Here is a 25899-nt window from a genome sequence, read left to right as displayed (position 1 = left end):
TTGACTTATGAAGTACCTTTAAGCCAACGCATGGAGCCGCAATGATCGGTCGCCAGATTACCAACGTACCCGAGCTGCGCATTTTTTCTCCTGAAACCTCTCGTCTTATGGCGACAGTGGCAGTTTCAGCGTTGATGCTTGGGACACCTCTGGTGGTTCCATTGGCGGACTGGCTTGGGCGGGGGATGACTGCGGTTGGGCTTACGCTTACGCTTGTGTCTGGCTTCATGCTTGCACAAAGCCGGTTACGGCGGCGCACGCGTGACATGGCGACAGATTTGTTGACCGGATTTATCGAGAAAGATGCAACGCCAAGCTTTGTCACAGACGAAGATGGCGTCATTCATGCATGTAACAACGCCGCTGTACAACGGTTTCCAAGCGCCGAGCGCGAAACTTTAGCAGGGGCTTTGCGGTCCGTATTGGCCAATCCTCCAGCTGTTTTGTTTCGCCTAAAAAGCCGTGCAAGTGCAGAAGGAACCGCCCGCGAAGATATCACGACCCGCCGAGGGCAGATTCGTGTCGCTGTGCATCAGATGGCCAGTGGCAGCTTTCTGTGGCGTGTCGAAGATTTGAACAATACTGTTCCCTCATCTAACCGGCGACAGGATACATCTGCTGTTGCGATGATCACTGTTGGACGCACAGGCGCGGTGCGGTTTATGAACGAAGCCGCACGTACCCTGATTGGAGAACGCACCCGATCTGCGGATCATTTGTTTGAGAATCTCCCGACCGAAAGCGGGCAAATCCATACGATCCTTACAAAAACGGGACCTGTCCAAGTTGCAGTAACGGTGCAGAGTAGGGAAAACGGGCGCGTTGATTATCACGTTTCAAAAATCAACGATTCCGAGCTTTCAAATGGGCAAACCAGTTTTGAAAAACTACCAGTGCCATTTGTCAAAGTTGCTCCAAATGGGGATGTTTTATCTGCTAATCGTTTGGCTTTGAGCCTGTTAGGTGTCGCAAACTGCGATGGTATCAAGCTGGGTCAGTTGATGGAGGGGCTTGGTCGGCCAATGGCAGATTGGCTGGATGACACTGCCAAAGGTGTTGCGCCGCACAAATCAGAATTTCTACGCATAGCGCGCCGAGATAAAGAGGTTTTTGTCCAGGTTACTCTCTCACGGGTACTCGAAGACGGAGAGCCGATGCTGATTGCCGTGCTTAATGACGCGACCGAGTTGAAAACTCTGGAAGCGCAGTTTGTACAAAGCCAAAAAATGCAGGCGATTGGACAGCTGGCGGGGGGGGTTGCTCATGATTTCAATAATCTCCTGACAGCAATATCTGGCCACTGTGATTTGCTTTTGTTGCGGCATGATCAGGGGGATCAGGATTATGGAGATCTGATTCAGATCCATGAAAACGCGAATCGCGCTGCATCTCTTGTGAGCCAGCTGCTGGCTTTCTCGCGGAAACAAACGCTTCAGCCTGAGGTAATTGACGTACGTGATACTCTTTCTGATCTAACGCACCTGTTGAACCGGCTGGTCGGTGAGAAAGTAACTCTCACACTGAGCCATGATCCAGTCATGAAAAATATTCGCGCGGACAAACGACAATTGGAACAGGTCTTGATGAATCTTGTCGTGAATGCCCGTGATGCAATGCCACAGGGCGGTGAGATTCGCGTGGAAACCGAAGTCGTACACCTGCACAAGGCTTTGCAGCGAAACCGCGCAGTTGTGCCCGAGGGAGACTGGGTGACGGTTCGCGTTTCAGATGAAGGGATCGGGATTGATCCCGATCGCGTTGAAAAGGTGTTTGAGCCGTTTTACACGACAAAGCGCACGGGTGAAGGGACTGGTCTTGGCCTGTCTACGGCCTATGGAATTATCAAGCAGACAGGTGGTTTTATCTTTGTCGATTCTGTCAAAGGACAGGGCACGCAGTTCATACTCTACTTCCCGGTCTATAAGGCACAGCCCGAGGTCAATGTCGAAAAAGTTGAGAAAGCGGCAGACACTGCTCCAAATCATGGAGAGGGCGTAGTCTTGCTGGTTGAAGACGAAGCACCCGTTCGTGCTTTTGCGTCACGTGCTTTAAGGATGCGTGGATATACCGTGCTAGAGGCAGAAAACGCCGAAGATGCGCTTAGCCAACTTGAAGATCCATCACTGCATGTTGATGTTTTTGTGACCGATGTGGTCATGCCAGGTATGGATGGCCCCAGTTGGGTCCGTGAGGCCTTAAAAGTGCGCCCAGAGACGCGCGTGGTCTTTATGTCAGGATATTCGGAAGGCGCATTTGATGAAGACGAACCTGAAGTGCCAAATTCTGTCTTCCTTCCAAAACCATTCTCTTTGAACCAATTGACGGAAACGGTGCATGAACAGTTGCAAGGGGTGACCGAGGCAGCTTAGGTCACGCTATTATAAAGTTCAAATTCTTCTGGTTTTTTTCGACGAAACAGGGCTTCGGTCTTCATACTCAGGCTCAGGTCACCACTTGGGCTGACATTCGTTTTTTTCGTGTCTAGTGTCGTCGCAAGACGCGCCTGTAGAAATTGATGATAGGCGTCTATGTTTTCGTAGCGAAACAAATGCTGAACCGCACATCCATTTGGTTGTGCTTCCAGAAATTTGGCCTGACTGCCGACATTTGCGTAAGGTGATTGTTTTCCGCGGCAATAGCTGTGCACAAAGTCATCGAAACTTACTCCCTTGGTTGAGGTCGGCTGTCCATCAATCAGAGGGCGTTGTCGGTACCGATACCAGCTGCCCAGCCAACTGATAGGCTCTCGAACAACCGCGCAAAGTTCAGGTTCTTTGTCGCAGACTTTCGAGAACATCGGTCTGAACCAGCGGTTATAGCGATAAACCGGAGAATGTTTGAGCTCGGGTGGATTGGAAATCACGATATCAGCGCGGTCCTTTAAAGCCTCGTGCAGCGCTGTGGTCCCCGTTTTGGGCACAGATAAAAGAACCAAGTTTTCCTTTAAAAATACAAGCATTTCGTTAAGCGCCCGGTAAATAATGCAAACCAAAGGTTGATGTAAATCACTTATTAACAGTCACAGAATGTTCTGGGTAGTAGAAGTTTTGCCTTGCAATGTTCTCTTTTTGGTCCATATTGGAACAAGAGGTGAACAAAGCAGTGATTGCCGCCGACGCGCGGGTATGACACATAGAAAGGGACAAGGGACTATGGCGGATCTTTTGACCATGAAAAAGAACAAGAACGACGACGGCAAGCAAAAAGCGCTCGATAGCGCTTTGGCACAGATTGAGCGGCAATTTGGCAAGGGCTCAATCATGAAATTGGGCGACGGTAATCCGTTGCAAGAGATCGAAGCCTCGTCCACCGGCTCTCTGGGGTTGGACATTGCACTGGGCATTGGCGGTTTGCCAATGGGTCGTATCGTTGAAATTTACGGCCCCGAAAGCTCGGGTAAGACGACATTGACGCTGCACTGTATAGCAGAGCAGCAGAAAAAGGGCGGTGTTTGTGCCTTTGTTGATGCGGAGCACGCGCTAGATCCACAGTATGCGGCCAAGCTGGGCGTTGATCTCGATGAGCTGTTGATTTCACAGCCCGACACTGGCGAACAAGCGCTGGAAATCACCGACACGCTGGTGCGCTCGGGTGCGGTGAACATGGTGATTGTGGATTCGGTTGCGGCGCTGACGCCGAAATCTGAACTCGAAGGCGATATGGGTGACAGCAATGTTGGCGTTCAGGCCCGTTTGATGAGCCAGGCTATGCGCAAGCTGACAGGCTCCATCTCGCGCTCTAAATGTATGGTTATTTTCATCAACCAGATCCGCATGAAGATCGGCGTTATGTTCGGCTCGCCCGAAACGACTACCGGCGGGAATGCGTTGAAATTCTATTCGTCTGTTAGGTTGGATATCCGCCGTATCGGCGCATTGAAAGACCGGGATGAGGTCGTAGGGAATGCCACCCGCGTGAAAATCGTCAAGAACAAGGTCGCCCCCCCGTTCAAACAGGTCGAATTCGATATCATGTATGGCGAGGGCATCTCGAAAATGGGTGAACTCTTGGATTTGGGCGTCACCGCCGGGATTGTGAATAAATCGGGGGCGTGGTTCTCATATGGGGATGAACGCATCGGGCAGGGGCGTGAAAACGCCAAGACCTTCCTGAAGGAAAACCCCAGCATAGCCTATGAGATCGAAGACAAAATCCGCGCCTCACATGGGCTGGAGTTTGAAAAGCCTGAGATCGCCGAGGATGACGATATTCTTGAGGGGTGATTTATGAGAAGGGCACAGCTTCGGCTGCGCCCTTCTCATATCACTGAATGGCCAAAGTGCGCCTCTTCAAAATCCCAAATCCCGTTCCGCTCGCCTTCTTCAAGAAGAGCATATACTAGACTAATATCCGCGTTTGCAGGTACGTCGACCGAATAAAGAACAAAGCCAAAATCGCCACTCTCAAACAGGCAGCCGGCGTTCTGTAAAGGCCGCCAGAAGCGTTCAAAAGCCTCTGGTATACAGTTTGCAACTGTCACAATGCGATAGGTTGAATGGCCCGATCTAGTGATCGTTTTTACGAAGGTGTTTCGTCCGTCGATCAACTGAGTTTCAACAATGTCCTCGAAACTAACCCCTTTTGCGAAAAACAGGGAGTTCTCCATCTTGAATAAACCTTTACCAAGATTGGTCGCCCATACACTTTCAGAAGCGAACCCGTGCCATGCATCATCTTGTCGATCAAAAATATCTTTTCCATTTAACGTCCTTAATTCCTATTGAATTCTAATATAAAAACTTCACCCTATAATTTAACGTACGCGGAAATTCGGTATCTTCACCATCTCGTCCAGACATTACTGATTACGCGCTCAGCTATGTAGCAATATTTCACAAAAATGAGAAACTCGATGGCGAAGACATACTCAAAAGATCTGATCGCATGCGCAAACTACGGTATCGACGAAAAAATTGATGCTAACACCACCGTACAAGTGCCATTGCGAGATCTATTGAAAGTTCACGCCACACTCGGCGAATTTAACCGCTTCTTTCATCAGCCGTTACACTATCAGACCGTCGACCAGGTGAACGAATTTTTGGGCAGCTTTGATGATCCTCGCGCATATAAACTGCTCCACACTGCGTACTATGAATTACTGGGAGAGATGCTTCCAGATTATGTGAATGATATGTTCAGTGACGGACATTTCGACGCTCCTTTTTCACCATATTACTTCAAAGAAAACGACGGCGAGTAACGCACAAGTAAAAGAGTACGCCAATTTCACTCTATCAATTGGGAAGTTTCGGCGTGTCTGTCATCCCGTGCGTGATAACAGACACAGCCTAAGCTCATCGTCAGGTAAGCGACGCCACCACATGACCTTGCGTGGATATTTCACAGCATCAGGGGTTTATCACAACACCCCCTGTGGACAGCACCCCAGCGCCGGGATACACCGGATCAGATGCTATAATTCCCTCTGAAAAAGAGATCCCGAGATGCCGAGCCTTAACGATATTCGTTCCACCTTCCTCAACTATTTTGCCAAACAAGGCCATGAAGTTGTGGACTCCAGCCCCTTGGTGCCGCGCAACGATCCGACCTTGATGTTCACCAACTCAGGGATGGTGCAGTTCAAGAACTGTTTTACCGGCGTCGAAAAGCGGGACTATGTGCGTGCCACAACCTCGCAGAAATGTGTGCGCGCAGGCGGAAAGCACAACGATCTCGATAACGTCGGCTACACCGCGCGCCATCACACGTTTTTCGAAATGCTCGGCAACTTTTCCTTTGGCGATTATTTCAAACACGACGCGATCCCCTTTGCGTGGGAGCTAATCACCAAAGAATTTGCGATCGATAAGTCACGCCTGTTGACCACTGTTTATCACACCGATGATGAAGCCTTTGAAATCTGGAAGAAACTTGGTGTTCCAGAGGACCGTATTATCCGTATCGCGACCTCGGATAACTTTTGGCAGATGGGCGACACCGGTCCCTGTGGCCCATGTACTGAAATTTTCTACGATCACGGCGATCATATCTGGGGCGGTATTCCCGGTTCCCCCGAGGAAGACGGAGACCGGTTCATCGAGATCTGGAACCTTGTTTTCATGCAGAACGAGCGTTTCGCAGATGGGTCTATGGTGGATTTGGATATGCAATCCATTGATACCGGTATGGGGTTGGAGCGGATTGCGGCGCTTTTGCAAGGTACCCATGACAACTATGAAACCGACCTGTTTAAATCGTTGATCGAAGCCTCTGCTGATGCAACCAATACTGACCCCTTTGGCGATCAGAATGTTCATCATCGGGTCATTGCGGATCATTTGCGCTCTTGTTCGTTCCTGATTGCAGAAGGTGTTTTGCCCTCCAATGAAGGACGCGGCTATGTGCTGCGCCGTATTATGCGCCGGGCGATGCGCCATGCGTCTTTGTTGGGGGCAAAAGATCCAGTGATGCACAAGCTCGTGCCATCATTGGTACAGAAAATGGGGGCGGCCTATCCTGAACTTGGACAGGGGCAGGCGCTGATCGAAGAGACTTTTGAACAGGAAGAAACCCGTTTTCTGAAAACTTTAGATCGTGGGTTGAAGCTGCTGGATGATGCTTCTGCAGATCTGGATAAAGGCGATACGCTACCGGGTGAAACTGCGTTTAAACTGTATGACACCTATGGGTTCCCGCTTGATCTGACACAGGACGCGCTGCGTGCAAAAGAGATTGAGGTCGACACGGACGGCTTTGATGCGGCGATGAAAGAACAGAAAGAAAAATCACGTGCAGGTGGCATTGGTCTGGGTGAAGCCGCGGACGTAAAAGTTTACTTCGATATTCTGGATGCCAAAGGCTCAACCGAGTTTCTTGGCTATGAAACCGAAACAGCAGAAGGCCAAATCGTGGCCATCGTGAAAGATGGTTTGCAGGTTGATAAGGCTGTCAAAGGCGATAGCGTTCAGGTTATTTTGAACCAGACGCCATTTTATGCAGAAAGCGGTGGCCAAGTCGGTGACAGTGGTCAGTTGACGATCGAAGGTGGTGCGGCGACGATAACGGACACCAAAAAAGTTGAAGGCCTGTTCTTACATATCGCAGAGGTCACTGAGGGTGAAGTTTCTGTGGAGGCTGGTGCAGCCATGGTTGTGGATCATGGGCGTCGTGCGCAGATCCGGGCCAACCACTCTGCCACGCACCTGCTTCATGAAGCACTACGCAATGCCCTAGGTGATCATGTGGCGCAGAAGGGATCGTTGAATGCAAACGATCGCCTGCGGTTTGATTTCAGCCACAATAAAGCGATGAGCAGCGAAGAACTGTCTATTGTGAGCCGGGAAGTGAATGATTTTATTCGCCAAAACAGTGCAGTTACAACCCGTATTATGACACCGGATGATGCACGCGCTTTGGGTGCGCAAGCCCTGTTTGGTGAAAAATATGGGGAAGAAGTCCGTGTTGTATCAATGGGGCGTGCCGAAACCGGTAAGGGTCAGGACGGCGAAACCTATTCAATCGAATTATGCGGCGGTACTCATGTCAAACAGACAGGGGACATTGGCACCTTTGTGATCCTAGGCGATAGCGCGTCTTCCGCTGGGGTACGCCGGATTGAAGCGCTGACAGGTGCAGCGGCCTTTGATTATCTGGCAACCGAAGCCGGGCGCATGGCTGAAATTGCGGGTGCGCTCAAGGCGCAGCCGGTTGAAGTGGTGGATCGCCTAAAGGCGTTGATGGACGAGCGCAAAGCCTTGCAGAATGAAGTTGCGAACCTCAAGCGTGAGGTTGCGATGGGGGGTAGTGGTGGCGCAGGTGCTGAAACCAAAGAGATCAATGGCAAGACTTTCCTGGGGCAGGCGCTTGAAGGAGTGTCTGGCAAAGATCTACGCGGCTTGATTGATGCACATAAGCAAAAGATCGGATCCGGTGTTATCCTGCTCATTGCAGATGACGGCGGGAAAGTAGCGGTTGCCGCTGGTGTAACAGATGATCTGAAAGAACAGATTTCTGCGGTTGATGTACTAAAGGCTGCGGTTCCCGCTGTAGGTGGCAAAGGTGGCGGTGGCCGCCCAGATATGGCGCAAGGCGGCGGGAAAGATTTCTCAGGCGCCGCAGATGCGATTGCTGCTGCTGAACGATTGTTGGAGGGTTAAGATATGAGTGCACTTTGGATTGCGCATGTAACTGTCACAGATTCTGAATCTTATGGGAAATATGCAGAATTGGCAGGCCCAGCGATTGCCAAACATGGTGGCAGCTTTATTGCACGCGGTGGGCGGTATGTTCAGCTTGAAGGAAAAGAGCGTCCACGTAACGTGGTCGCAAAATTTCCAAGCGTTGAAGCTGCGGTCGCCTGTTACAATAGTGCGGATTACCAAGAGGCTCTATCCCATGCGCGGGATGCATCAGAGCGTGAATTACTTGTCGTAGAGGTTACAGAGTAATCTTTATGGTGGTGAGGCCGCAGTGGTTATAGCTGCGGTTTTTTTTGCTTGTAGTATGTCTTGTGTCAAATATGAGGCGACATGCGCGGTCAACTGTTATGCGACATCCAGTTGTGCGACTTTACGCAACCGACTGGGCGTATTTCCAGTGTGCTGCGAAATAAAGCGCGTAAAATAGGCGGGACTGCCAAACCCAAGTTGCGCGGCTATATCTTGGATCGGAAGGTCACTAAAAGCCAGTAGGGCACGCGCAGAATAAAGCTGACGCTCTGTTAAAAGCATCGCAGCTGTTTTGCCTGTTTCTGCTTTGCAGACGCGTGTAAGATGCGTTGGCGTGACCTGTAGCGCATTTGCATGTTCCGCCATGGTGATATTCTCGCGGTAATGCGCGACAACGCGTTCACAATAGGCGCGGCTCAATCGTTGTGCTGCGGTCAGGGTTTGGGGCGCTGGTATGTTTCGATTGACGTGGATCTGCAAAACATGCGCCAAAGAAGACATCGCGCTTTGCCAACCTTCGCGTTTTGAATTCTGTTCACGCTGTAATTGCTCAAAAAGCGCTGACAAGTATCTACGGTCCCACGCGCCTTCCATTTTATGTACCAAAGGGTGGGTGAGGATAGAGGAGCGGTGATGGGTAGGGAGCTGTAAACACCGTCCAGATGTTTGCGACATTGTCTTTAAAGACCAAAGCGTTCCTGCCGGAATAAACAATGCATCATTGGCATTGACGGTCATGCGCTGCCCATCAAACATTAGATCGCCTTGGCCTTGCGATAACCAGATCAGAAGATCGCGTTGACGGTGGTGCGACAATTCTATCTGCCAATCACCTGCAGTGCTGAGCTGCGGCAAAGTTAAGACCTGTACGGAATTACTTGAAAGAAGTGTTAAAGGCATAGGGCAAACGGAATACAAATGAACGGTGATGCTTTCCAAGTCTCAGCAAGTGATTCGAACTGAAAAGACAACTGTGTTACTACAGCATTTCAAGGTCCATCGGTAAACTTTAATTAAAATTTAATATAGCTGTGCGTATGATCAGATATTTCTCTTTAAGGTTGTGATTGTAAAATATCTCTACTGTAAATGGACCGAGTGCCAATCACGCATTTTAGATCTAAACCAGGTACGCTGACGTTTTGCGAATTGTCGTGTGGCCACTGATGCGCGCTCGCGTGCTTCATCAAGGGAGATGAGGTTGCGACGATAAGATATAAGTTCAGGAACACCTATTGCTTTACAGGATGGAAGAGAGGGGTCGTAGCGTGACAGCATTTGCTCCACTTCCTCAAGCGCACCGGCTGCAATCATCATGTCAAATCGTCTTCGAATGCGATCTTCCAGCCATTCTTTGTCAGAGACAAGATGTAAAGGAATGCACTGTGCGAGAGGGAGTGTTGGCGGAGGTGTGCCATCTTGCCAAGATGTGAGGCTTCGTCCGGTTGCGCGTTGAACTTCCCAAGCCCGCTGTACGCGCATGCGATTGTTACAATCGATGCGTTCCCTTGTGTCTTCCTCTAGATCGGCAAGCAACTTTGATAATGAAACTTGGTCTGCTTCTGCGCGAATCTCTGGGGGCGTCGCAGGGATGTCGGCCATACCTTTGGTCAATGTATTAAAATAAAGCCCCGTTCCGCCAACGATAATCAACCTCTCATGAGCTTCCGATTTCAATAGGGTTTTGATTTCACGTAACCAATGACCGGCTGAATAGGCTGCATCAAACGGTTTATGACCATAAAGGAGATGTGGGGCGCGGGCCTCGTCTGCGGCCGAAGGGCGGGCAGTGATCACCCGCCAGCAATCAAAGACTTGACTGGCATCTGCATTCACAATCACGCCGCCATAGGTCTCGGCCAATTGAAGAGCGAGTTCAGATTTTCCGGATGCTGTTGGTCCAGCGATCAAAATAGGGGATGTTTGATCGATCGAGGGCAGCTTCATCTTAAAAATCCTGACTGTTGCGATACAATTTGCAGCATTTCCAAGATCGATGGATTGATCCTAGCTGCGATTTGCTTCATTTTGCCGACAAAATAACCCCTACAAATTGCGGAGCGCAACATGCCCATTAACCTGGATCAGCCGGATGATATTCTCGCGGCTAAATATAAGCGCGTGATGTTAAAAATTTCAGGCGAAGCCCTGATGGGAGATCAGGGGTTTGGCCTGCATCCGCCCACCGTTCAGCGTATCGCTAAAGAGGTGAAAGCGGTTCATGATATGGGCGTTGAGATCTGCATGGTCATTGGGGGTGGGAATATCTTCCGTGGCCTTTCAGGATCAGCCCAAGGTATGGAACGTACAACCGCCGACTATATGGGCATGTTGGCAACCGTTATGAACGCCCTGGGGATGCAGTCTGCGCTTGAAGGGCTTGGCGTGTTTACCCGTGTTATCTCTGCGATCCGTATGGATGAGGTGGCTGAACCTTACATTCGACGCCGCGCTGTGCGTCACCTTGAAAAGAAACGTGTCTGCATTTTTGCTGCGGGCACAGGCAATCCTTATTTCACGACTGATACCGCCGCCACGTTGCGCGCAAATGAAATGGCATGTGAGGCCATCTTGATGGGCAAAAACGGTGTTGATGGCGTTTATGACAAAGATCCAAAAGAACATGCTGACGCTGTTCGCTATGATACAGTGACCTATGACGATGTTCTGGCAAAACGCTTGAAGGTTATGGATGCGTCGGCGATTGCGTTGGCACGTGACAACAATCTGCCCTTGCTTGTGTTCTCACTGGATGAACCTGGTGGGTTCAAGGGGATTTTGTCAGGTCAGGGCACCTATACTCGCGTACAAGGGTAAAGGGTTTCCTGTTGAAATTAAAAGAGCTTTTAAGTGCTCTGATTCTTCTGCCTGCTTTGGGGCAGGCGGAAGATGTTGATTTGATTTCATTTCTAGAACACGAGGGCTGCACGATTGGTGCGCCTGTTCTGCAAAAAGCTGCGGCGCAAGGTATTGATCTTGCTGGAATAGAAAACCTTACAGAACGTTCGTTGGCTGCAGGTCAAGCCAAACAAGAGCGCGATTGGGTGGTGCTTGATGACAGCATATGTACGATCAGGCTGCCAAAGATCACTCCGCGTTATACGCTTGACGATCCATTTATAGCTAAATTCATCTCAGCACCGGACGCCTATCCCAACCAACCCGGTTGCTATCTTGATGATCTAGACCAGATATACGATGTATTTTGGTTCAAAAGGGAAAAAGCATTTCAAGATTTCTTTTCCACAGTAGCAGGGGCTCTTATCGCTGGGGATATCGCTTTCTTTTCGGACGAGGCGCAGACTGTACCAGCTGGGTATCTGGTGATTGATGAAAGCGCTTGCCCAACGACTGAATACGCTAATCAAGCGCGGTTGGCTCGGGCAGGATACGAAGAGCGGTTTTCTGATTATGTCCGATTTCTTTCAAAGCACAGTGTGTGTGATAGCAGGGTTCCACATGGGCCAAATTTTGTTGCGCAACTTGGCCAGCAAGACAATCCAAATGCTTGGTTCTGGATGGAATATTATCTGATTACTGCTGCAGCGGGTTGGCGTGAAGGACTGAGTTACAATCAAAAAGGTGTCAATCGACCGCCCTTGTGTAGCTATAAGAACTGATTGCTATACAATCGAAGGTCCATGCCTTAAGAGCTTTCACCAGAATGCCTCAAATAGGGGAGAGCAGAATGTCTGACGATTTTGAACTGGATACCGATGCCCTGCAGCGCCGTATGGATGGTGCCATGGCTAATCTGAAAACTGAATTTGCAAGCCTGCGTACTGGCCGGGCGTCTGGCTCTATGCTGGATCCCATTATGGTTGATGCCTATGGGTCCATGACGCCAATCAACCAGGTGGGGACTGTTAACGTACCAGAACCTCGCATGGTGACCATCAACGTATGGGACAAGGGACTTGTCGGTAAAGTGGAAAAAGCCATCCGTGAAAGCGGCCTTGGGATCAATCCACAGCTCAACGGCACCATTATTATGTTGCCTATTCCTGAACTGAACGAAGAACGTCGCCGTGAGTTGGGCAAAGTTGCTGGCCAATATGCTGAAAATGCTCGTGTTGCGGTTCGCAATGTGCGTCGTGATGGGATGGACCAGATCAAGAAAGCCAAAGCGGATGGGATGTCTGAGGACGACCAGAAGCTGTGGGAATCTGAAGTGCAAGAGTTGACGGATGGCATGATCAAACAGGTTGATCAGGCGCTTGAGACCAAACAAGCCGAAATTATGCAGGTCTGACACCTGACATGGATGTAGCTGCAAAAAACAGCAAAACCGGCGCGGGTGAAGGCCCGCGCCATGTTGCGATTATCATGGACGGCAATGGACGTTGGGCACAATCACGGGGCAGGCCTCGTTTGTTTGGGCACCACGCAGGGGCGCGCCGGGTTCGTGAAGTGGTTGAGTGTTGTCCCGCACTTGGTGTGAAATATCTCACTATTTTTGCCTTTTCGACGGAAAACTGGAAGCGCACCCAGGTGGAAGTCGCCGGTTTGATGAGCTTGTTCCGGCGATATATTTCCAAAGAGATGAACGCCCTTGCTGAGCAAAATGTGCGGGTGCGATTTATCGGAGATCGGCCACGTTTGGATGCGAAATTAATTGCGTTAATGGACCGGCTCGAAGAGAAGACGGCCGGTAATACAGGAACCCATTTGACGATTGCGCTGAATTACGGCGGTCGCGATGAGGTTGCGCGCGCAACCAAGCGTTTGGCACAAGATGTCGCAAGCGGTGCTTTGGACCCCGAAAATGTGGACGAAGAGACGCTGCCCAAATATCTGGATACGCATGTTTTGCCCGATCCAGATTTGGTGATTAGAACCAGTGGTGAAGCGCGAATTTCTAATTTTCTGCTTTGGCAGTCAGCTTATGCGGAATATGAATTCATCGATACGCTATGGCCTGATTTTACGGCCGAAGAAATGGGGCGTCTCTGCGGGAAATTTGGAGCCCGTGATCGCCGCTTTGGTGCCGTGAAAACATGAACCGTCTTAGCCGCTGGGCTGATTTGCGCCCCCGTATCCTTTCAGCTGTTGTTATGTTGGCCATTGGCTTTTTTGCCATTTGGGCAGGGGGCATGGTTTTTAATGTCGTGATCGCGGCTGTTTGCGGTGGCATCCTTTGGGAGCTCTCAGGGATGTTGTGGCAAGGACAATCAATCCGGTCTTTGAAATTTGGCCTGTTGGGGGCTGTGTCACTCATCGTTGCGTCCATCACACCGATCTGGCTTGCAATATGTGTTCTGGCGCTACCGACCATTGTCGGACTGCGGGAGGCAAAGGGCGATACACAGAAAAAGTTCCTGATTTTCTCAATCTGGATCATGTGCGCAGCACTGGGATTCGTTTTCTTGCGCAACTCTTATGGAACAGGTGTTCTGTTGTGGTTGGTTTCTGTGGTGATCGCGACGGACGTCGTTGGGTATTTCGCCGGAAAAATCATTGGTGGCCCAAAGTTCTGGCCACGCATTAGCCCTAAGAAAACATGGTCAGGCACCGCCTCTGGTTGGATTGCTGCCGCCGGGGTTGGCATGGCTTTTGCCGCGCCGCTTAATACGGGAGGAACGCTGGTTTTGTTGTCCATTGTCATATCGATGGCCAGTCAGGCTGGTGATGTTGCTGAAAGCGCGCTGAAACGCCAGGCCGGTGTCAAAGATAGCTCCGATATTATCCCTGGTCATGGTGGGCTTTTTGATCGCTTTGATGGCATGCTTGGGGCTTCTGCAGTCTTTTTGCTGATAGCGGCTCTTTGGGGGCTTTAAGTATGCGCCGTGTCTCGATTTTTGGAGCCACAGGGTCGATTGGACAAAATACGATTGACCTAATTCGGCGAGCACCTGAGGAATATGATGTTGTTGCATTAACAGGTGGCAGCAATATTGCGCAACTTGCGAAAGATGCAATTGCGCTAAAAGCCGATATAGCTGTGACTGCTTATCCAGAAAAGCTGGAGGAATTGCAGAGAGCACTTGCCGGAAGCGGTGTTAAAACTGCAGCCGGCGAGATGGCGTTGGCTGAGGCTGCAGCGCGACCTGCGGACTGGGTCATGTCGGCAATTGTGGGCGCGGCGGGGCTAAAGCCCGGTATCGTCGCACTTGAACAGGGGGCGACTCTTGCGCTTGCCAATAAGGAATCCTTGGTCTGCGCTGGTCGTTTACTGCTGGGCACAGCAGCGCGATCCAAGGCGCGCATTCTCCCCGTAGACAGCGAGCATTCAGCTATCTTTCAAGGCCTTGTTGGGGAAGAGTTATCAGCTGTTGAACGTATTCTTATCACAGCGTCTGGTGGGGCTTTTCGTGATTGGCCGTTAGAAGACCTTGCCAAAGCAACAGTCGAACAAGCATCTACGCATCCAAACTGGGACATGGGGCAACGGATCACAATCGATAGTGCATCGATGTTTAACAAAGCCATGGAAGTCATTGAAACACGTGAATTCTTTGGGGTAGATCCAAAGCAGATCGAGGTGTTGGTACATCCTGAATCTTTGGTTCACGCGTTGGTGGGGTTTCAAGATGGCGCACTGATGGCCCATGTTGGCGCAGCTGATATGCGTCATGCGATCGGTTATGCGTTGCATTGGCCTGAACGCAAGCCTTTGCCGGTAGAACGTCTAGACCTGACCAGGATTGGCCAGTTGAACTTCCACGCACCGGATGATCAGCGTTACCCAGCGTTGCGTCTCGCTCGTGAGACCATGGCACGAGGTGGCCTAATGGGGGCTGTGTTTAATGCGGCAAAAGAACGTGCGTTAGATCATTTTATCGCTGGACGTATCGGCTTTTTAGACATGGCTGATCTGACCGAATGGGTGATGGCAGCTCTTGACCGAGAGCCTGGCCTCATTGATGCCTCAATGACCCTTGATAGTGTGGCGCATGTTGACCATCTGGCCAGAATGGCCGCCGATGAGCGTGTCACGAGAATATAGGATAAACCCTTGGACCTAGCCTCCTTCTTACCGCAAATCAGCGGTTTTGCTTTTACCATCGTGAGTTTTATTGCGGTGATTTCGATTGTCGTCGCGGTGCATGAATACGGGCATTATATCGTTGGCCGATGGTCGGGTATCCATGCTGAGGTGTTCTCGCTTGGTTTTGGCCCGGTATTGTGTAGCCGCGTTGATCGGCATGGCACACGTTGGCAAATCGCGCTTTTGCCATTTGGCGGTTTTGTAAAATTTCTCGGCGATGCGAATGCCGCTTCGGGAAAAGATGCAGATGCTATGGCGGAAATCGATCCTGCGCAATTGCGGCGCACAATGCATGGTGCGCCATTGTGGGCGCGGGCTGCAACGGTGGCCGCTGGGCCTGTGTTCAATTTCGTGCTGTCTGCTGTGATTTTTACAGTGTTGATTTTGTCGTCTGGGGCTGCACGTGATCCGTTGACTGTGGGGCAGGTGATCGATCTTCCAGCGGCGTCGACCGGTGAGGTTTATGGCCTGCAAGCTGGTGATGAAATCCTAGCCGTTGAAGGTATTAAAGTGCCAAGTCTCGCAAATGGCGAAGCTTGGACGCGTTTTACAGATGCCATACCAATGCAAGAGGTCTTGGGCTATCGTGTGTTGCGAGATGGGGTTGAGCAAGAGGTCGCAGGGCCAGTCTTGTCGCCGACGCTGGTTCGTTTCGTAGCCCCTCGCAGCGCGGCCTCAGATATCAATCTGCAACCCGGTGATGTTATCACCGCTATCGATGGTGCGCCCGTCTATGAGTTTTCCCAGCTTCGCGAAGCGGTTGAAGGCGGTAATGGTGCCCCTTTGGTGTTGGATATCTGGCGCAATGGCGCAGAGTTCGAAGAAACGTTGACGCCACGACGCACGGATGAGCCGCAGCCCGGTGGCGGATTCGAAGTGAAATGGCGTATCGGAATTGGCGGTGGAATGGCATTTGATCCTGCCACTGAAACCGTCGGTGTTGGCACTGCAATTGGGAGCGGCGTTGCACAGGTTGGCAATGTTATTCAGATGTCGCTATCAGGCCTGGGACATATGATTTTAGGCAATATCAGTACCTGTAATCTCTCGGGTCCAATTGGTATCGCTGAGACCTCTGGCGCGGTTGCCAGTCAGGGAATTGACAGCTTCTTTCGTTTGGTTGCTCTGATCTCTGCAGGCATCGGTATGTTAAACCTCTTCCCAATCCCAGCGCTCGATGGCGGGCATTTGGTCTTTTACGCTTATGAGGCCGTGGTCGGTCGCCCACCGCGTGATCGTGTTATGCAAGTTTTGATGACCGTTGGTATCGCTCTGGTGTTGTCGATGATGGTTTTCTCGCTCAGCAACGATCTGTTTTGCTGATATCACAACAGGGTGTGTGGCGGTGCCAAACTGCTGCCACATTCCTCCATTAAAGTTTTGTTAAGCGGGGGAGATCTCGCGTGTGTCGTGCAAAACTGATGTGGAGATATCATGCAAAAGATGAATTTTTCCTACAAAGGCCTGAATCTGTTGCTTCGCCTCAATTTTGATTTGTTTTTGACGGCCTCTTTGATCATCGGAAGTCTATATTTGGGCTTGGCTCTGATCGTTCAATGACCCTTAAAACGTTGTTAAAATGCGCCTGTTCTTGCTAACAGCTTTGACACGGTAGAGTTGCTTTTGACAACGGTCTTCAAACCCGTTACGCACATGTAAAAAGTTGCGATAAAGTGGGTTAAAAATGATGGCTTGGGGCAATGCAGCGGGTAAATCCTGTGGTGGGCGTCAGAAACGCAGCAACATATTGATGCGGCAAGTTTCGGCTTTGTCAATCGCCGTTGCTGTTGGTTTTTCGGCTTTGCCAGATGTTTCTATGGCGCAGGCTTTCCGGTTCACTGATGTTCGCGTAGAAGGCAATCAGCGTATTCAAGCGTCAACTATTGTGGCGTTTACAGGGTTGGAACGCGGGCAGGCCATCAGTGGCGGCCAATTGAATGCAGCCAACCAACGCATTTTGGACAGCGGCGTTTTTGAAAGCGTTGAAATTGTTCCCAATGGAAACACACTTGTTATTAAGGTTGTTGAATTTCCGACGATCAACCGTATCGGGTTTGAAGGCAACCGTCGGGTCAAAGATGACGTTCTGACGGAAGCGATCGAATCTGCACCGCGTCGTGTTTTTAACCCAACCATCGCGGAACGTGATGCAAATCAAATTGCGGAAATCTATAGTGCACAAGGGCGTCTGGCATCCCGGGTGACACCACGAATTATTCGCCGCGATAACAATCGTGTCGATTTGATTTTTGAAATCGCTGAAGGGGATACGACAGAAGTTGAACGTGTTTCATTTGTTGGAAACCGTGCATATTCTGACCGTCGCTTACGTCGTGTTCTGGAAACAAAACAAGCAGGCCTTTTGCGTGACTTCATCAATAAGGACACGCTTATTCAAGATCGCATTGATTTTGATCGCCAATTGCTAAGCGATTTCTATCTGTCGCGGGGATATGTGGATTTTCGCGTAAATAGTGCGAATGCTGAACTGACAGAAGAACGTGATGGCGTCTTCCTAGTTGTGGATGTCACTGAAGGCCAGCAGTTCAGCTTTGGTGAAATTACGCTGAGTAGCGAATTGGCTGAGATTGATCCAGATCTGTATGAATCTGTTTTACGGATCAAACCAGGCATGACTTATTCGCCGAATGTGGTCGATAATGCTGTAACAGCGCTTGAGCGCTTGGGTGTTCGCGAAGGGGTCGACTTCTTACGGGTTGAACCACGCTTAACGCGGAATGATCGTGACCTTTCGATTGATGTGGAATTTGCGCTTGTGCGCGGACCGCGTATTTTTGTGGAACGTATCGATATCGAAGGCAATGCGACGACATTGGATCGTGTTATTCGTCAGCGTTTCCGAACGGTTGAAGGAGATCCCTTTAACCCGCGTGAAATCCGCGAATCTGCTGAACGTATTCGGGCGTTGGGGTTCTTCTCTGATGCCGCAGTAAATGTGCGCGATGGGAGCAGCGAAAACCAAGTTATCGTCGATGTTGATGTAGAAGAGCAGCCAACAGGGTCCTTGAACCTTGGTGGATCTTTCTCAGCTGAAGATGGATTTGGTGTTGCTATTGGCCTGTCAGAAGATAACTTTTTGGGCCGTGGGCAACGGTTGTCCTTGAATGTTGCAACCACTCAAGAGAACGAGCGTTACACAATCGGTTTTACCGAGCCATTGCTTTTAGGGCGTGATCTTCGATTTGATTTGAACCTTGGGTTGCTCAACAGTGATTCAAGCTTCTCTGAATTCGATACTGAACGCGTTTTCTTTAGCCCCGCGCTAACGTTTAGCACAGGCGAAAACACACGTCTTCAGTTGCGTTACAGCTGGGAAGACGACGAAATGATTTCGCGTGGTAATAACAGCGCTGGAGATCCGCTGGCTGGTCCAGTTATCCTGAGTGAGATCGCGCAGGGGAGCCAATCTACCAGTTCGGTTGGTTTTACATACACTTACGATAGCCGACTCAATCAGCTAGACCCAACCCGGAGCTTTCTGTTCGAGATTGGCGCAGATTATGCAGGTCTTGGTGGGGATACCGAGTACCTGAAAACCAATGCACGTTTTGTCGCGCAAAGACAGGTCTTCAACGAGGAAGTCACGCTAAGAGCAACTGTTGAAGCTGGCGCATTCATGTTCCAGGGCAATGGCAACAGTCGTACAATTGATCGATTTGTTCTTGGGCCAGATCTTTTACGCGGTTTTGATCCCGGCGGTATTGGGCCACGTGATCAATCGACAGTTGGTTCAACAACATTTAACGATTTCTTAGGCGGGAATTATTTCGCAGTTGCGCGCTTTGATGCGGAGTTCCCTCTGGGGCTACCGGATGAATTGGGTATACGAGGGGGGCTGTTTTACGATGTCGGTACCCTATTTGGATTAGATAACGTTGATACAGCGGGAGCCAACGTGGTTGGAGGAGGAAACTCCTTGCGTCATGTTGTAGGGTTCTCGGTGTTATGGACCACTGGAATTGGTCCTCTTCGCTTTAACTTCTCACGACCTCTGAGCAGTGAAGACTTTGATATCGAGCGTAACTTTGACCTGACTTTGCAAGCTCGGTTCTAGATTTTGAACGTTAAGCGACCAAATATACGTTGGTGCGTCGCCTCTGTTTTAGGGGCGGCGTCATTTTTTGCCGGATCTCTTCACGCTCAAAATTATCAACCTGCGCCAACAACTGTACTGAATCTTGGTGTCCCACAAAGTGGTGTTGTGACGATCCAGTCGGATTTGTTTTTTCGCGAAAGCACTTTTGGTAAACGGGTCGCGCAAGAGATCGAGGCCGAGGGCGCTGTGCTTACGGCTGAAAATCGGCGTATTGAATCGGATCTTCGCGAAGAAGAGCAGGATTTGGTTGCCCGTCGCGGAGAGATGGACCCGGAAGCCTTTCGTCGGTTGGCTGATGCCTTTGATCAAAAAGTGCAACTCACACGACGCACGCAAGAGCAAAAATTACGCGAAATCAATGAGATCGGCGACACAGCTCGGCGCGAATTTTTAGAAGCTGCAGATCCAATTTTACAAGAAATCATGATCGAGGCGGGAGCGGGGGCAATTCTTGAAAAATCTACCGTATTCCTAAGCTCTGCCAGTGCCGATATCACACAGCTCGCGATCGCTCGGATCAATGCTGTTTTAGGCGATGGTATCCGCCTGACTGATCCGTTGGAATAAGGGCGCGTGCCCTTGTTCTGAGCTGTTACAGTTGATACCCACGTCTCAAGTTAAGATCAAATGACGGGAAATTTCTCATGAGCGCAGAGCTGAAAAGTGCCGATATTCACCTGATTCAACGGATTCTGCCACATCGCTATCCGTTTCTTCTTGTCGATAAAGTTGTTGATATTGACGGCTATACATCCGCTCGCGGCATTAAAAACGTCACCATGAATGAACCCCATTTCCAAGGGCATTTCCCTGGCACTCCGATTATGCCGGGCGTGACGATTGTCGAAGCGATGGCACAGACGGCAGGTGTGATGCTTGGTGTTGGTATGGATATGATCGATACAGAATTGCTGATCTATTTCATGAACATCGACAAATGTAAGTTCCGCCGTAAAGTAATTCCGGGGGATGTTTTAGAAATGAAGGTTACAACCACACGCGGTAAGCCCGGTGGTAAGATCTTTAAATTCCATGGCGTTGCAAGTGTTGAAGGTGAGGTTGCCGCTGAGGCAGAGTTCACCGCGATGGTTGACCGTCAGGAAGGGTAATCATCATGTCCCAGATCCACCCCAGTGCAGTTATCGAAGACGGAGCAATCCTAGGTGATGATGTAGAAATTGGTCCGTTTTGCGTCGTTGGTGCAAATGTTGTGCTGGGGGATCGGGTTCAGCTGAAATCCCATGTGGTTGTGACAGGCAATACCCAGATCGGGGAAGACACAGTGGTGTTTTCTTTTGCTGTACTTGGTGAAATTCCACAAGATTTGAAATTTAAGGGCGAAGCCTGCCAAACAATCATCGGCAAACGCAATCGCATCCGGGAACATGTGACCGTAAATGCGGGGACGGAAGGCGGCGGCGGTATCACAAAAATTGGGGATGATGGGCTCTTTATGGCCGGATGTCATATAGCCCATGATGCCCAGATCGGTGATCGTGTGATCGTCGTGAATTCTGCAGCGGTGGCGGGTCATTGTGTGTTGGAAGACGATGTGATCATTGGCGGATTGTCTGGTATTCATCAATGGGTCAGGATCGGCAAAGGCGCAATTATTGGTGCCGTTACAATGGTAACCAATGACGTCATTCCCTATGGGCTTGTCCAGGCACCGCGTGGAGAGTTGGACGGTCTAAATCTTGTTGGTTTGAAGCGGCGCGGCGTTCAACGCTCTGATATTACAGCTTTAAGGGCTGCTTTTCAGATGCTGGCACAGGGCGAAGGCACTTTTCAGGAACGGGCGCGACGCCTCGGGGATGAAACTGATAGCAGCTATGTGAAAGAAATCGTTGGATTTATCACAGGTCAAAGTGATCGCTCGTTCTTGACGCCTGGAGGGTAAAATATGTTGGCTCTTATTGCCGGGACTGGGCGCTTGCCGCACGAAGTTGCCGGACGGCTTAAGGCGCGGCCTTTAATATGTGCTCTGCACGGGTCAGAACCTGATTACGTTGACGCGGAATTGGTGTTCCGACTGGAGCATCTTGGCAGTTTTATTGAACGTCTTAAATCTGCGGATATAACAGAGATTTGCATGGCGGGGGCTGTCGCGCGCCCCCATATTGATCCGGCTGCAATTGATGCTGCAACTTTGCCCTTGGTACCTATCTTACAAGCAGCCTTAGGGCAGGGGGATGATGGGGCGTTGCGTGCCGTCATCCAAATTTTTGAAAAATCTGGCTTTACGGTTCGTGCCGCACATGATGTTGCGCCTGATCTCCTTTTGGCAGAGGGCGTACTGACCTCTGTCCAACCCGGTGAAATCGACAAAGCAGATGCAGCACGTGGTGCAGAGGTGGTGACCGCAATGGCAGCTGTCGATGTTGGACAATCCTGTGCGATCCGCAACAGGCAAGCTATTGCGATTGAAGGGCAGTTTGGAACGCAATGGATGCTGAACAGTCTCGCAATACGTCCCGATGGCGAAGGTGGCCTGTTGTACAAGGCGCCAAAACCTGGACAAGAAAGACGTGCAGATCTTCCCACAATTGGTCCTGACACAGTGGAGCAGGTGGCCCAGGCGGCATTATCAGGTATCGTTATCGAAGCAGGCGGCGTCATTGTGTTAGAGCGTGATGCGGTTGTTGACGCTTGCGACCGATTGGGCCTGTTCCTCTGGGTGCGTCAGGTATGAGCCTGCGGGTCTTTGTTGTCGCGGGAGAGCCCTCTGGCGATCGTTTGGGCGGCGCACTGATGGCAGGTTTGCGCGCACTCAAAGCTGATGTGGAATTTTCTGGCATCGGTGGTGCATTGATGCAAGAGCAAGGCTTGGTCTCCCAGTTTCCAATGGCAGAGCTGTCGGTGATGGGGATTGCAGAGGTTCTGCCCAAGTATCGCCACCTGAAACGTCGCATTCGCGAAACTGCGGAAGCTGTTATTACATCAAAACCAGACGTATTGATCACTATTGATAGTCCTGATTTTTGTCTACGTGTGGCGAAAATAGTCAAAGAACACAGCGACATACGGACGGTGCACTATGTTGCCCCGTCCGTTTGGGCCTGGCGCCCTAAACGTGCCGTCAAGATGGCCAGGTGTATCGATCATGTTCTGGCGCTTTTGCCGTTTGAACCACCTTATATGGAAGCAGCTGGCATGCGCTGCGACTTTGTCGGGCATCCGGTCGTGGCAGAACCTCCAGCAACACCGAAGGATATTCAGCACTTTCGTGAATCATATGGGCTTGATGATGCCCCGTTTCTTTTAGCATTGCCGGGATCTCGCCGATCTGAAGTGGGGCGTCTTGCGCCTGTGTTTGGTGCCGCCTTGGGGGAATTTGTTCTAAAACACCCTGAGTTTCGCGTTGTTGTACCTGCAGCAGGTCCGGTTGCGGATCTTGTTCGGGAAGAATTGCAAAGCTGGCCAGTTGAAACCGTCATTTTAGATCCGACAAACTTGTCCGTTGATGAAATGAAACGTCACAAACGTGCGGCCTTTGCTGGAGCGGATTTGGCTCTTGCAGCATCCGGAACAGTTTCGTTAGAGCTGGCTGCCGCCCGCACACCAATGGTGATTGCGTATAATTTCAATTGGCTCACGTGGCAGATGATGAAACGTATGGCTTTGATTGATACAGCAACACTGGTCAATTTGGTCAGTGATACGCGTGTGGTTCCAGAATGTCTGGGCCCGGACTGCCATCCGCAGAACATTTTTCTTGAACTGGAGCGTGTTTTGCAAAACCCCAAAGCACAGCAGGACGCAATGGCATTGACTATGCAGAGTTTAGGGGAGGGTGGTGCTGCACCGGGGACTCGTGCTGCTCAAGCGATTTTAGCTGCTCTCTAAATCTATAGACGCTTTCGCTCGCAACAAGATGACTGAGGCGCTTTGTTCAAACGCCTCAATAGTTGATATATCTTTAGATAAATGTGTAGTCGGATGAGGTAATTGTCTGGACCTCGATATCTTCGAGCAGGATGTAGGAGTTTTCATTGAGGATGAATAGCGCATCCCCATTAAACTCGGCTAACGATAGAGATGTTGCGCCTGCAAAAACAAGCAGATCCTCGCCTTGACTAAAGTCGCTAACAACATCTACGCCGTTGTCCGCAATAAACACGAAGGAGTCTGCGCCTTCCCCACCGGTTAGCACATCGTCGCCAAAAGCGCCGAAGAGTAAATCATCACCGTCATCTCCAAGTAGGGTATCGTTGCCAGAGCCGCCATTGAGCGTATCGTTTCCAGTACCGCCGCTAAGTAGGTCTAGACCGTCGTCACCAAGCAATGAGTCGTTACCATCATCTCCAAGCAACGTGTCGTTACCAGATCCACCATTGAGCGTATCGTTTCCAGTACCGCCGCTAAGCAGGTCTAGACCGTCGTCACCAAGCAATGAGTCGTTACCATCATCTCCAAGTAACGTGTCGTTACCGGATCCACCATTGAGCGTATCGTTTCCAGTGCCGCCGCTAAGTAGGTCTAGGCCATCATCACCACGTAACGAGTCGTTACCACTGCCACCTTCGATCGTGTCATCGTCTTGTAGACCTAGTAAAGTATCATTGCCGCCGCCGCCAAATATATAGTCGTCGCCAGTACCGCCAACAATGTAATCGGCTCCATCGTGCGCACTTTCTCCGAATGAGTAGTCACCGTAAAGCCAATCATCTCCACTACCTCCGCTAATTGTATCATCATGAGCTCCTCCTTGAACGATATCGTCGCCACCAGCTGCATAGATGGAGTCATTCCCATCCCAACCATCTAATATGTCGTGCCCGTTACCTGAATGGAACTTATTGTCATATGCAAACTCGGTAGAGGCAGAGGCGCGATAGTTGCCGTAGTATGGAGCGGTCCAATCACCAGTGATATTGTAAAAGGAATGGCCTACAGGAATATGTGGGATATTATCGGGTGTTTGAGGCATGTTAAACCTTTGTCTTTAAAGTGAAATTGTGTAAATTCTTGTAATTTTTGAAATATTAAGAAAGTGTTTAAAAATAGAAAAGATACCGTAAAAGTTGCATTTCACGCTAATAGAAAATTACGGTAACTTTGAAGGGGTATATTTTCCAACAGTACAGGAAATCTCTTGGGCCTTCTGTCACTCCTGTAAAACAGAGCAGTTCTCATTTGGGAATTTATTCTGTACGTGCGAGTGATGTAGTTTTGGCTTTAGACGTGGGATGGGGGAGGGTTGAGCGTCGTGCTCAAGGAGGTAACTTAATACCCCCGCCAGATCCAGCCGCCGCCAAAAATACGGCTGTCTTCATTTGCATAGAAAACGCAGGCCTGACCGGGGGAGACGCCTTCTTCGGGGGTGAGCAATTCCACCTCTGCCGTTGTCTCTGACAAAGGTCGTATGATTGCCTCTCTTGGGGGGCGGGTGGAACGGACTTTTACTTTTAGGTGCCATTCTTTTTGCGATGTGAATGGCTGGTCTCCCAGCCAGTTGATTTCGCGGACCGGGATTTTACGCGTGGCAAGCAGCTCTTTGGGACCTACGACCACATGTTTTTTATCGACATCCAAACGCACCACATAAAGTGGCTCTGATAAGCCACCTATCCCAAGGCCGCGACGCTGACCGATGGTATAGTGAATAACACCTTCATGTTTACCAAGAACGCGGCCATCATGGTGAACGATGTCTCCAGGTTCTGCGGCCCCCGGACGTAGTTTTTCAATAACACTGGCATAATTCCCATCTGGGACGAAGCAGATGTCCTGACTGTCAGGTTTATCGGCCACGGCCAGCCCATATTGTGCTGCCATCTCGCGGGTTGCGTCTTTGGAGGGCAGATGCCCTAAAGGAAAACGCAAGAAGTTTAACTGCTCTGGCGTGGTCGAGAACAAGAAATAGCTCTGATCGCGATTTGCATCTTCGGCGCTGTGCAATTCAGGACCGTGCTCACCCATTTTGCGCTGAATATAGTGACCGGTCGCCATACAGTCAGCTTCCAGGTCTTTGGCGGTTTCGAGAAGGTCTTTGAACTTCACGCGCTCATTGCATCGGATACAGGGGACAGGAGTCGCACCCGCCAAATAGCTGTCTGCGAACTCATCTATCACGGCATCCTTAAAAATGTTCTCATAATCTAGAACGTAATGCGGAAAGCCGCGCTCTTCGGCAACCCGGCGGGCATCATGAATATCTATGCCCGCACAACAAGCGCCTTTTTTAGCCAATGCCGCGCCGTGATCATAAAGTTGGAGTGTCACGCCAACCACGTCAAAGCCTTGATCTGCAAGGTATGCAGCCACTACAGAGCTATCTACGCCGCCAGACATAGCGACGACGACTCGGGTCTCAGAGGGCGGTTTTGCAAAGCCAAGCAGGTTCACAGGGTGGTTTGTATCCAGCGCCATGTGGCGTCTCCAATCAGGCAAAGAGCATAAGC

Annotated in this window: 24 protein-coding genes; 18 read left to right on the top strand and 6 right to left on the bottom strand. The window is 50.4% G+C overall.

The features are described 5' to 3' along the window. Positions 1–41 precede the first annotated feature (41 nt). Positions 42–2369, top strand: a complete 2328-nt coding sequence (locus BLP79_RS06400; RefSeq protein ID WP_090217416.1) for an ATP-binding protein — start codon at positions 42–44, stop codon at positions 2367–2369. Here the strand turns inward: BLP79_RS06400 and BLP79_RS06395 are convergent. Further along, positions 2366–2959, bottom strand: coding sequence for a sulfotransferase family protein (locus BLP79_RS06395; protein WP_090217414.1), 594 nt, complete (start codon positions 2957–2959; stop codon positions 2366–2368). The two genes, BLP79_RS06400 and BLP79_RS06395, sit on opposite strands and share 4 nt — an antisense overlap. A 193-nt stretch (positions 2960–3152) precedes the next feature. Between BLP79_RS06395 and recA the strand changes: the two genes are divergently transcribed. Next, positions 3153–4223 (top strand): recombinase RecA, encoded by a 1071-nt coding sequence (gene recA / locus BLP79_RS06390; RefSeq protein WP_090217412.1) that lies wholly within the window; start codon positions 3153–3155, stop codon positions 4221–4223. 35 nt (positions 4224–4258) lie between these two features. Here the strand turns inward: recA and BLP79_RS06385 are convergent, their stop codons facing one another. After that, the gene (locus BLP79_RS06385; RefSeq protein ID WP_269799302.1) at positions 4259–4690 is read right to left on the bottom strand and encodes a DUF4265 domain-containing protein; all 432 of its coding nucleotides are present in this window, start codon (positions 4688–4690) and stop codon (positions 4259–4261) included. A gap of 162 nt (positions 4691–4852) precedes the next feature. Here BLP79_RS06385 and BLP79_RS06380 point away from each other — a divergent pair, with 162 nt between their 5' ends. The 3 genes from BLP79_RS06380 (at position 4853) to BLP79_RS06370 (ending at position 8390) form a co-directional block, all read left to right on the top strand. Then, a complete protein-coding gene (locus tag BLP79_RS06380; RefSeq protein ID WP_090217409.1) occupies positions 4853–5203 on the top strand; it encodes a hypothetical protein in 351 nt (116 codons plus the stop codon). Between the two features lie 244 nt (positions 5204–5447). Then, on the top strand, positions 5448–8099 hold the full coding sequence (alaS, locus tag BLP79_RS06375) for an alanine--tRNA ligase (RefSeq protein ID WP_090217408.1): 2652 nt from the start codon (positions 5448–5450) through the stop codon (positions 8097–8099). Between the two features lie 3 nt (positions 8100–8102). After that, positions 8103–8390 carry a DUF1330 domain-containing protein gene (locus BLP79_RS06370; RefSeq protein WP_090217406.1) on the top strand — a complete coding sequence of 96 codons (288 nt, stop codon included), beginning with the start codon at positions 8103–8105 and terminating at the stop codon, positions 8388–8390. A gap of 96 nt (positions 8391–8486) precedes the next feature. On the opposite strand, the gene BLP79_RS06365 is transcribed toward BLP79_RS06370, so the two are convergent. Together BLP79_RS06365 and miaA are read right to left on the bottom strand one after the other, a co-directional pair. Continuing rightward, entirely contained in the window at positions 8487–9146 is a 660-nt protein-coding gene (locus tag BLP79_RS06365) for a helix-turn-helix transcriptional regulator (RefSeq protein WP_232716203.1), read from the bottom strand. A 324-nt stretch (positions 9147–9470) separates the two neighbouring features. Continuing rightward, on the bottom strand, positions 9471–10337 hold the full coding sequence (gene miaA, locus BLP79_RS06360; RefSeq protein WP_090217403.1) for a tRNA (adenosine(37)-N6)-dimethylallyltransferase MiaA: 867 nt from the start codon (positions 10335–10337) through the stop codon (positions 9471–9473). 120 nt (positions 10338–10457) lie between these two features. Here miaA and pyrH point away from each other — a divergent pair, with 120 nt between their 5' ends. The 13 genes from pyrH (at position 10458) to lpxB (ending at position 23341) form a co-directional block, all read left to right on the top strand. Further along, on the top strand, positions 10458–11207 hold the full coding sequence (gene pyrH / locus BLP79_RS06355) for a UMP kinase (protein WP_090217401.1): 750 nt from the start codon (positions 10458–10460) through the stop codon (positions 11205–11207). A gap of 11 nt (positions 11208–11218) precedes the next feature. Further along, complete coding sequence (locus tag BLP79_RS06350) at positions 11219–12010, top strand: hypothetical protein (protein ID WP_090217399.1); 792 nt, start codon at positions 11219–11221, stop codon at positions 12008–12010. A 68-nt stretch (positions 12011–12078) separates the two neighbouring features. Continuing rightward, on the top strand, positions 12079–12642 hold the full coding sequence (gene frr / locus BLP79_RS06345; protein WP_090217398.1) for a ribosome recycling factor: 564 nt from the start codon (positions 12079–12081) through the stop codon (positions 12640–12642). 8 nt (positions 12643–12650) lie between these two features. Further along, positions 12651–13391 (top strand): undecaprenyl pyrophosphate synthase, encoded by a 741-nt coding sequence (locus tag BLP79_RS06340; protein ID WP_090217396.1) that lies wholly within the window; start codon positions 12651–12653, stop codon positions 13389–13391. Continuing rightward, the gene (locus BLP79_RS06335) at positions 13388–14167 is read left to right on the top strand and encodes a phosphatidate cytidylyltransferase (protein ID WP_090217395.1); all 780 of its coding nucleotides are present in this window, start codon (positions 13388–13390) and stop codon (positions 14165–14167) included. Before BLP79_RS06340 ends, BLP79_RS06335 begins: the two co-directional genes overlap by 4 nt. A gap of 2 nt (positions 14168–14169) precedes the next feature. Next, positions 14170–15336: a 1-deoxy-D-xylulose-5-phosphate reductoisomerase gene (dxr, locus tag BLP79_RS06330; RefSeq protein WP_090217393.1), complete on the top strand. Its 1167-nt coding sequence runs from the start codon at positions 14170–14172 to the stop codon at positions 15334–15336. A gap of 9 nt (positions 15337–15345) precedes the next feature. Then, positions 15346–16701, top strand: a complete 1356-nt coding sequence (rseP, locus tag BLP79_RS06325; RefSeq protein ID WP_090217392.1) for an RIP metalloprotease RseP — start codon at positions 15346–15348, stop codon at positions 16699–16701. A gap of 364 nt (positions 16702–17065) precedes the next feature. Next, positions 17066–19453 (top strand): outer membrane protein assembly factor BamA, encoded by a 2388-nt coding sequence (bamA, locus tag BLP79_RS06320; RefSeq protein ID WP_090217625.1) that lies wholly within the window; start codon positions 17066–17068, stop codon positions 19451–19453. 117 nt (positions 19454–19570) lie between these two features. After that, a complete protein-coding gene (locus BLP79_RS06315; protein ID WP_232716244.1) occupies positions 19571–20062 on the top strand; it encodes an OmpH/Skp family outer membrane protein in 492 nt (163 codons plus the stop codon). Positions 20063–20139: 77 nt separating this feature from the next. Further along, complete coding sequence (fabZ, locus tag BLP79_RS06310) at positions 20140–20604, top strand: 3-hydroxyacyl-ACP dehydratase FabZ (RefSeq protein ID WP_090217389.1); 465 nt, start codon at positions 20140–20142, stop codon at positions 20602–20604. 5 nt (positions 20605–20609) lie between these two features. Then, on the top strand, positions 20610–21395 hold the full coding sequence (lpxA, locus tag BLP79_RS06305; RefSeq protein WP_090217387.1) for an acyl-ACP--UDP-N-acetylglucosamine O-acyltransferase: 786 nt from the start codon (positions 20610–20612) through the stop codon (positions 21393–21395). Between the two features lie 3 nt (positions 21396–21398). Further along, positions 21399–22187 (top strand): LpxI family protein, encoded by a 789-nt coding sequence (locus BLP79_RS06300; RefSeq protein ID WP_090217386.1) that lies wholly within the window; start codon positions 21399–21401, stop codon positions 22185–22187. Further along, positions 22184–23341, top strand: a complete 1158-nt coding sequence (gene lpxB / locus BLP79_RS06295; protein ID WP_090217384.1) for a lipid-A-disaccharide synthase — start codon at positions 22184–22186, stop codon at positions 23339–23341. The genes BLP79_RS06300 and lpxB overlap by 4 nt, the downstream gene beginning before the upstream one ends. A gap of 73 nt (positions 23342–23414) precedes the next feature. Here the strand turns inward: lpxB and BLP79_RS06290 are convergent, their stop codons facing one another. After that, entirely contained in the window at positions 23415–24425 is a 1011-nt protein-coding gene (locus tag BLP79_RS06290; protein WP_090217382.1) for a calcium-binding protein, read from the bottom strand. A gap of 296 nt (positions 24426–24721) precedes the next feature. Continuing rightward, on the bottom strand, positions 24722–25867 hold the full coding sequence (gene mnmA, locus BLP79_RS06285) for a tRNA 2-thiouridine(34) synthase MnmA (protein WP_090217380.1): 1146 nt from the start codon (positions 25865–25867) through the stop codon (positions 24722–24724). Between the last annotated feature and the right edge of the window lie 32 nt (positions 25868–25899).

This window comes from Epibacterium ulvae (genome assembly GCF_900102795.1).
GTDB lineage: Bacteria > Pseudomonadota > Alphaproteobacteria > Rhodobacterales > Rhodobacteraceae > Epibacterium > Epibacterium ulvae.
This window is presented reverse-complemented; position numbering and strand designations above follow the sequence as displayed.

What these genes read in the sequence shown, in the direction of transcription:
- BLP79_RS06400 (WP_090217416.1), top strand. Translation starts at nt 42, where the DNA reads ATGATCGGTCGCCAGATTACCAACGTACCCGAGCTGCGCATTTTTTCT.
- BLP79_RS06395 (WP_090217414.1), bottom strand. Translation starts at nt 2,959, where the DNA reads ATGCTTGTATTTTTAAAGGAAAACTTGGTTCTTTTATCTGTGCCCAAA.
- recA (WP_090217412.1), top strand. Translation starts at nt 3,153, where the DNA reads ATGGCGGATCTTTTGACCATGAAAAAGAACAAGAACGACGACGGCAAG.
- BLP79_RS06380 (WP_090217409.1), top strand. Translation starts at nt 4,853, where the DNA reads ATGGCGAAGACATACTCAAAAGATCTGATCGCATGCGCAAACTACGGT.
- alaS (WP_090217408.1), top strand. Translation starts at nt 5,448, where the DNA reads ATGCCGAGCCTTAACGATATTCGTTCCACCTTCCTCAACTATTTTGCC.
- BLP79_RS06370 (WP_090217406.1), top strand. Translation starts at nt 8,103, where the DNA reads ATGAGTGCACTTTGGATTGCGCATGTAACTGTCACAGATTCTGAATCT.
- BLP79_RS06365 (WP_232716203.1), bottom strand. Translation starts at nt 9,146, where the DNA reads ATGTTTGATGGGCAGCGCATGACCGTCAATGCCAATGATGCATTGTTT.
- miaA (WP_090217403.1), bottom strand. Translation starts at nt 10,337, where the DNA reads ATGAAGCTGCCCTCGATCGATCAAACATCCCCTATTTTGATCGCTGGA.
- pyrH (WP_090217401.1), top strand. Translation starts at nt 10,458, where the DNA reads ATGCCCATTAACCTGGATCAGCCGGATGATATTCTCGCGGCTAAATAT.
- frr (WP_090217398.1), top strand. Translation starts at nt 12,079, where the DNA reads ATGTCTGACGATTTTGAACTGGATACCGATGCCCTGCAGCGCCGTATG.
- BLP79_RS06340 (WP_090217396.1), top strand. Translation starts at nt 12,651, where the DNA reads ATGGATGTAGCTGCAAAAAACAGCAAAACCGGCGCGGGTGAAGGCCCG.
- BLP79_RS06335 (WP_090217395.1), top strand. Translation starts at nt 13,388, where the DNA reads ATGAACCGTCTTAGCCGCTGGGCTGATTTGCGCCCCCGTATCCTTTCA.
- dxr (WP_090217393.1), top strand. Translation starts at nt 14,170, where the DNA reads ATGCGCCGTGTCTCGATTTTTGGAGCCACAGGGTCGATTGGACAAAAT.
- bamA (WP_090217625.1), top strand. Translation starts at nt 17,066, where the DNA reads ATGGCTTGGGGCAATGCAGCGGGTAAATCCTGTGGTGGGCGTCAGAAA.
- fabZ (WP_090217389.1), top strand. Translation starts at nt 20,140, where the DNA reads ATGAGCGCAGAGCTGAAAAGTGCCGATATTCACCTGATTCAACGGATT.
- lpxA (WP_090217387.1), top strand. Translation starts at nt 20,610, where the DNA reads ATGTCCCAGATCCACCCCAGTGCAGTTATCGAAGACGGAGCAATCCTA.
- BLP79_RS06300 (WP_090217386.1), top strand. Translation starts at nt 21,399, where the DNA reads ATGTTGGCTCTTATTGCCGGGACTGGGCGCTTGCCGCACGAAGTTGCC.
- lpxB (WP_090217384.1), top strand. Translation starts at nt 22,184, where the DNA reads ATGAGCCTGCGGGTCTTTGTTGTCGCGGGAGAGCCCTCTGGCGATCGT.
- BLP79_RS06290 (WP_090217382.1), bottom strand. Translation starts at nt 24,425, where the DNA reads ATGCCTCAAACACCCGATAATATCCCACATATTCCTGTAGGCCATTCC.
- mnmA (WP_090217380.1), bottom strand. Translation starts at nt 25,867, where the DNA reads ATGGCGCTGGATACAAACCACCCTGTGAACCTGCTTGGCTTTGCAAAA.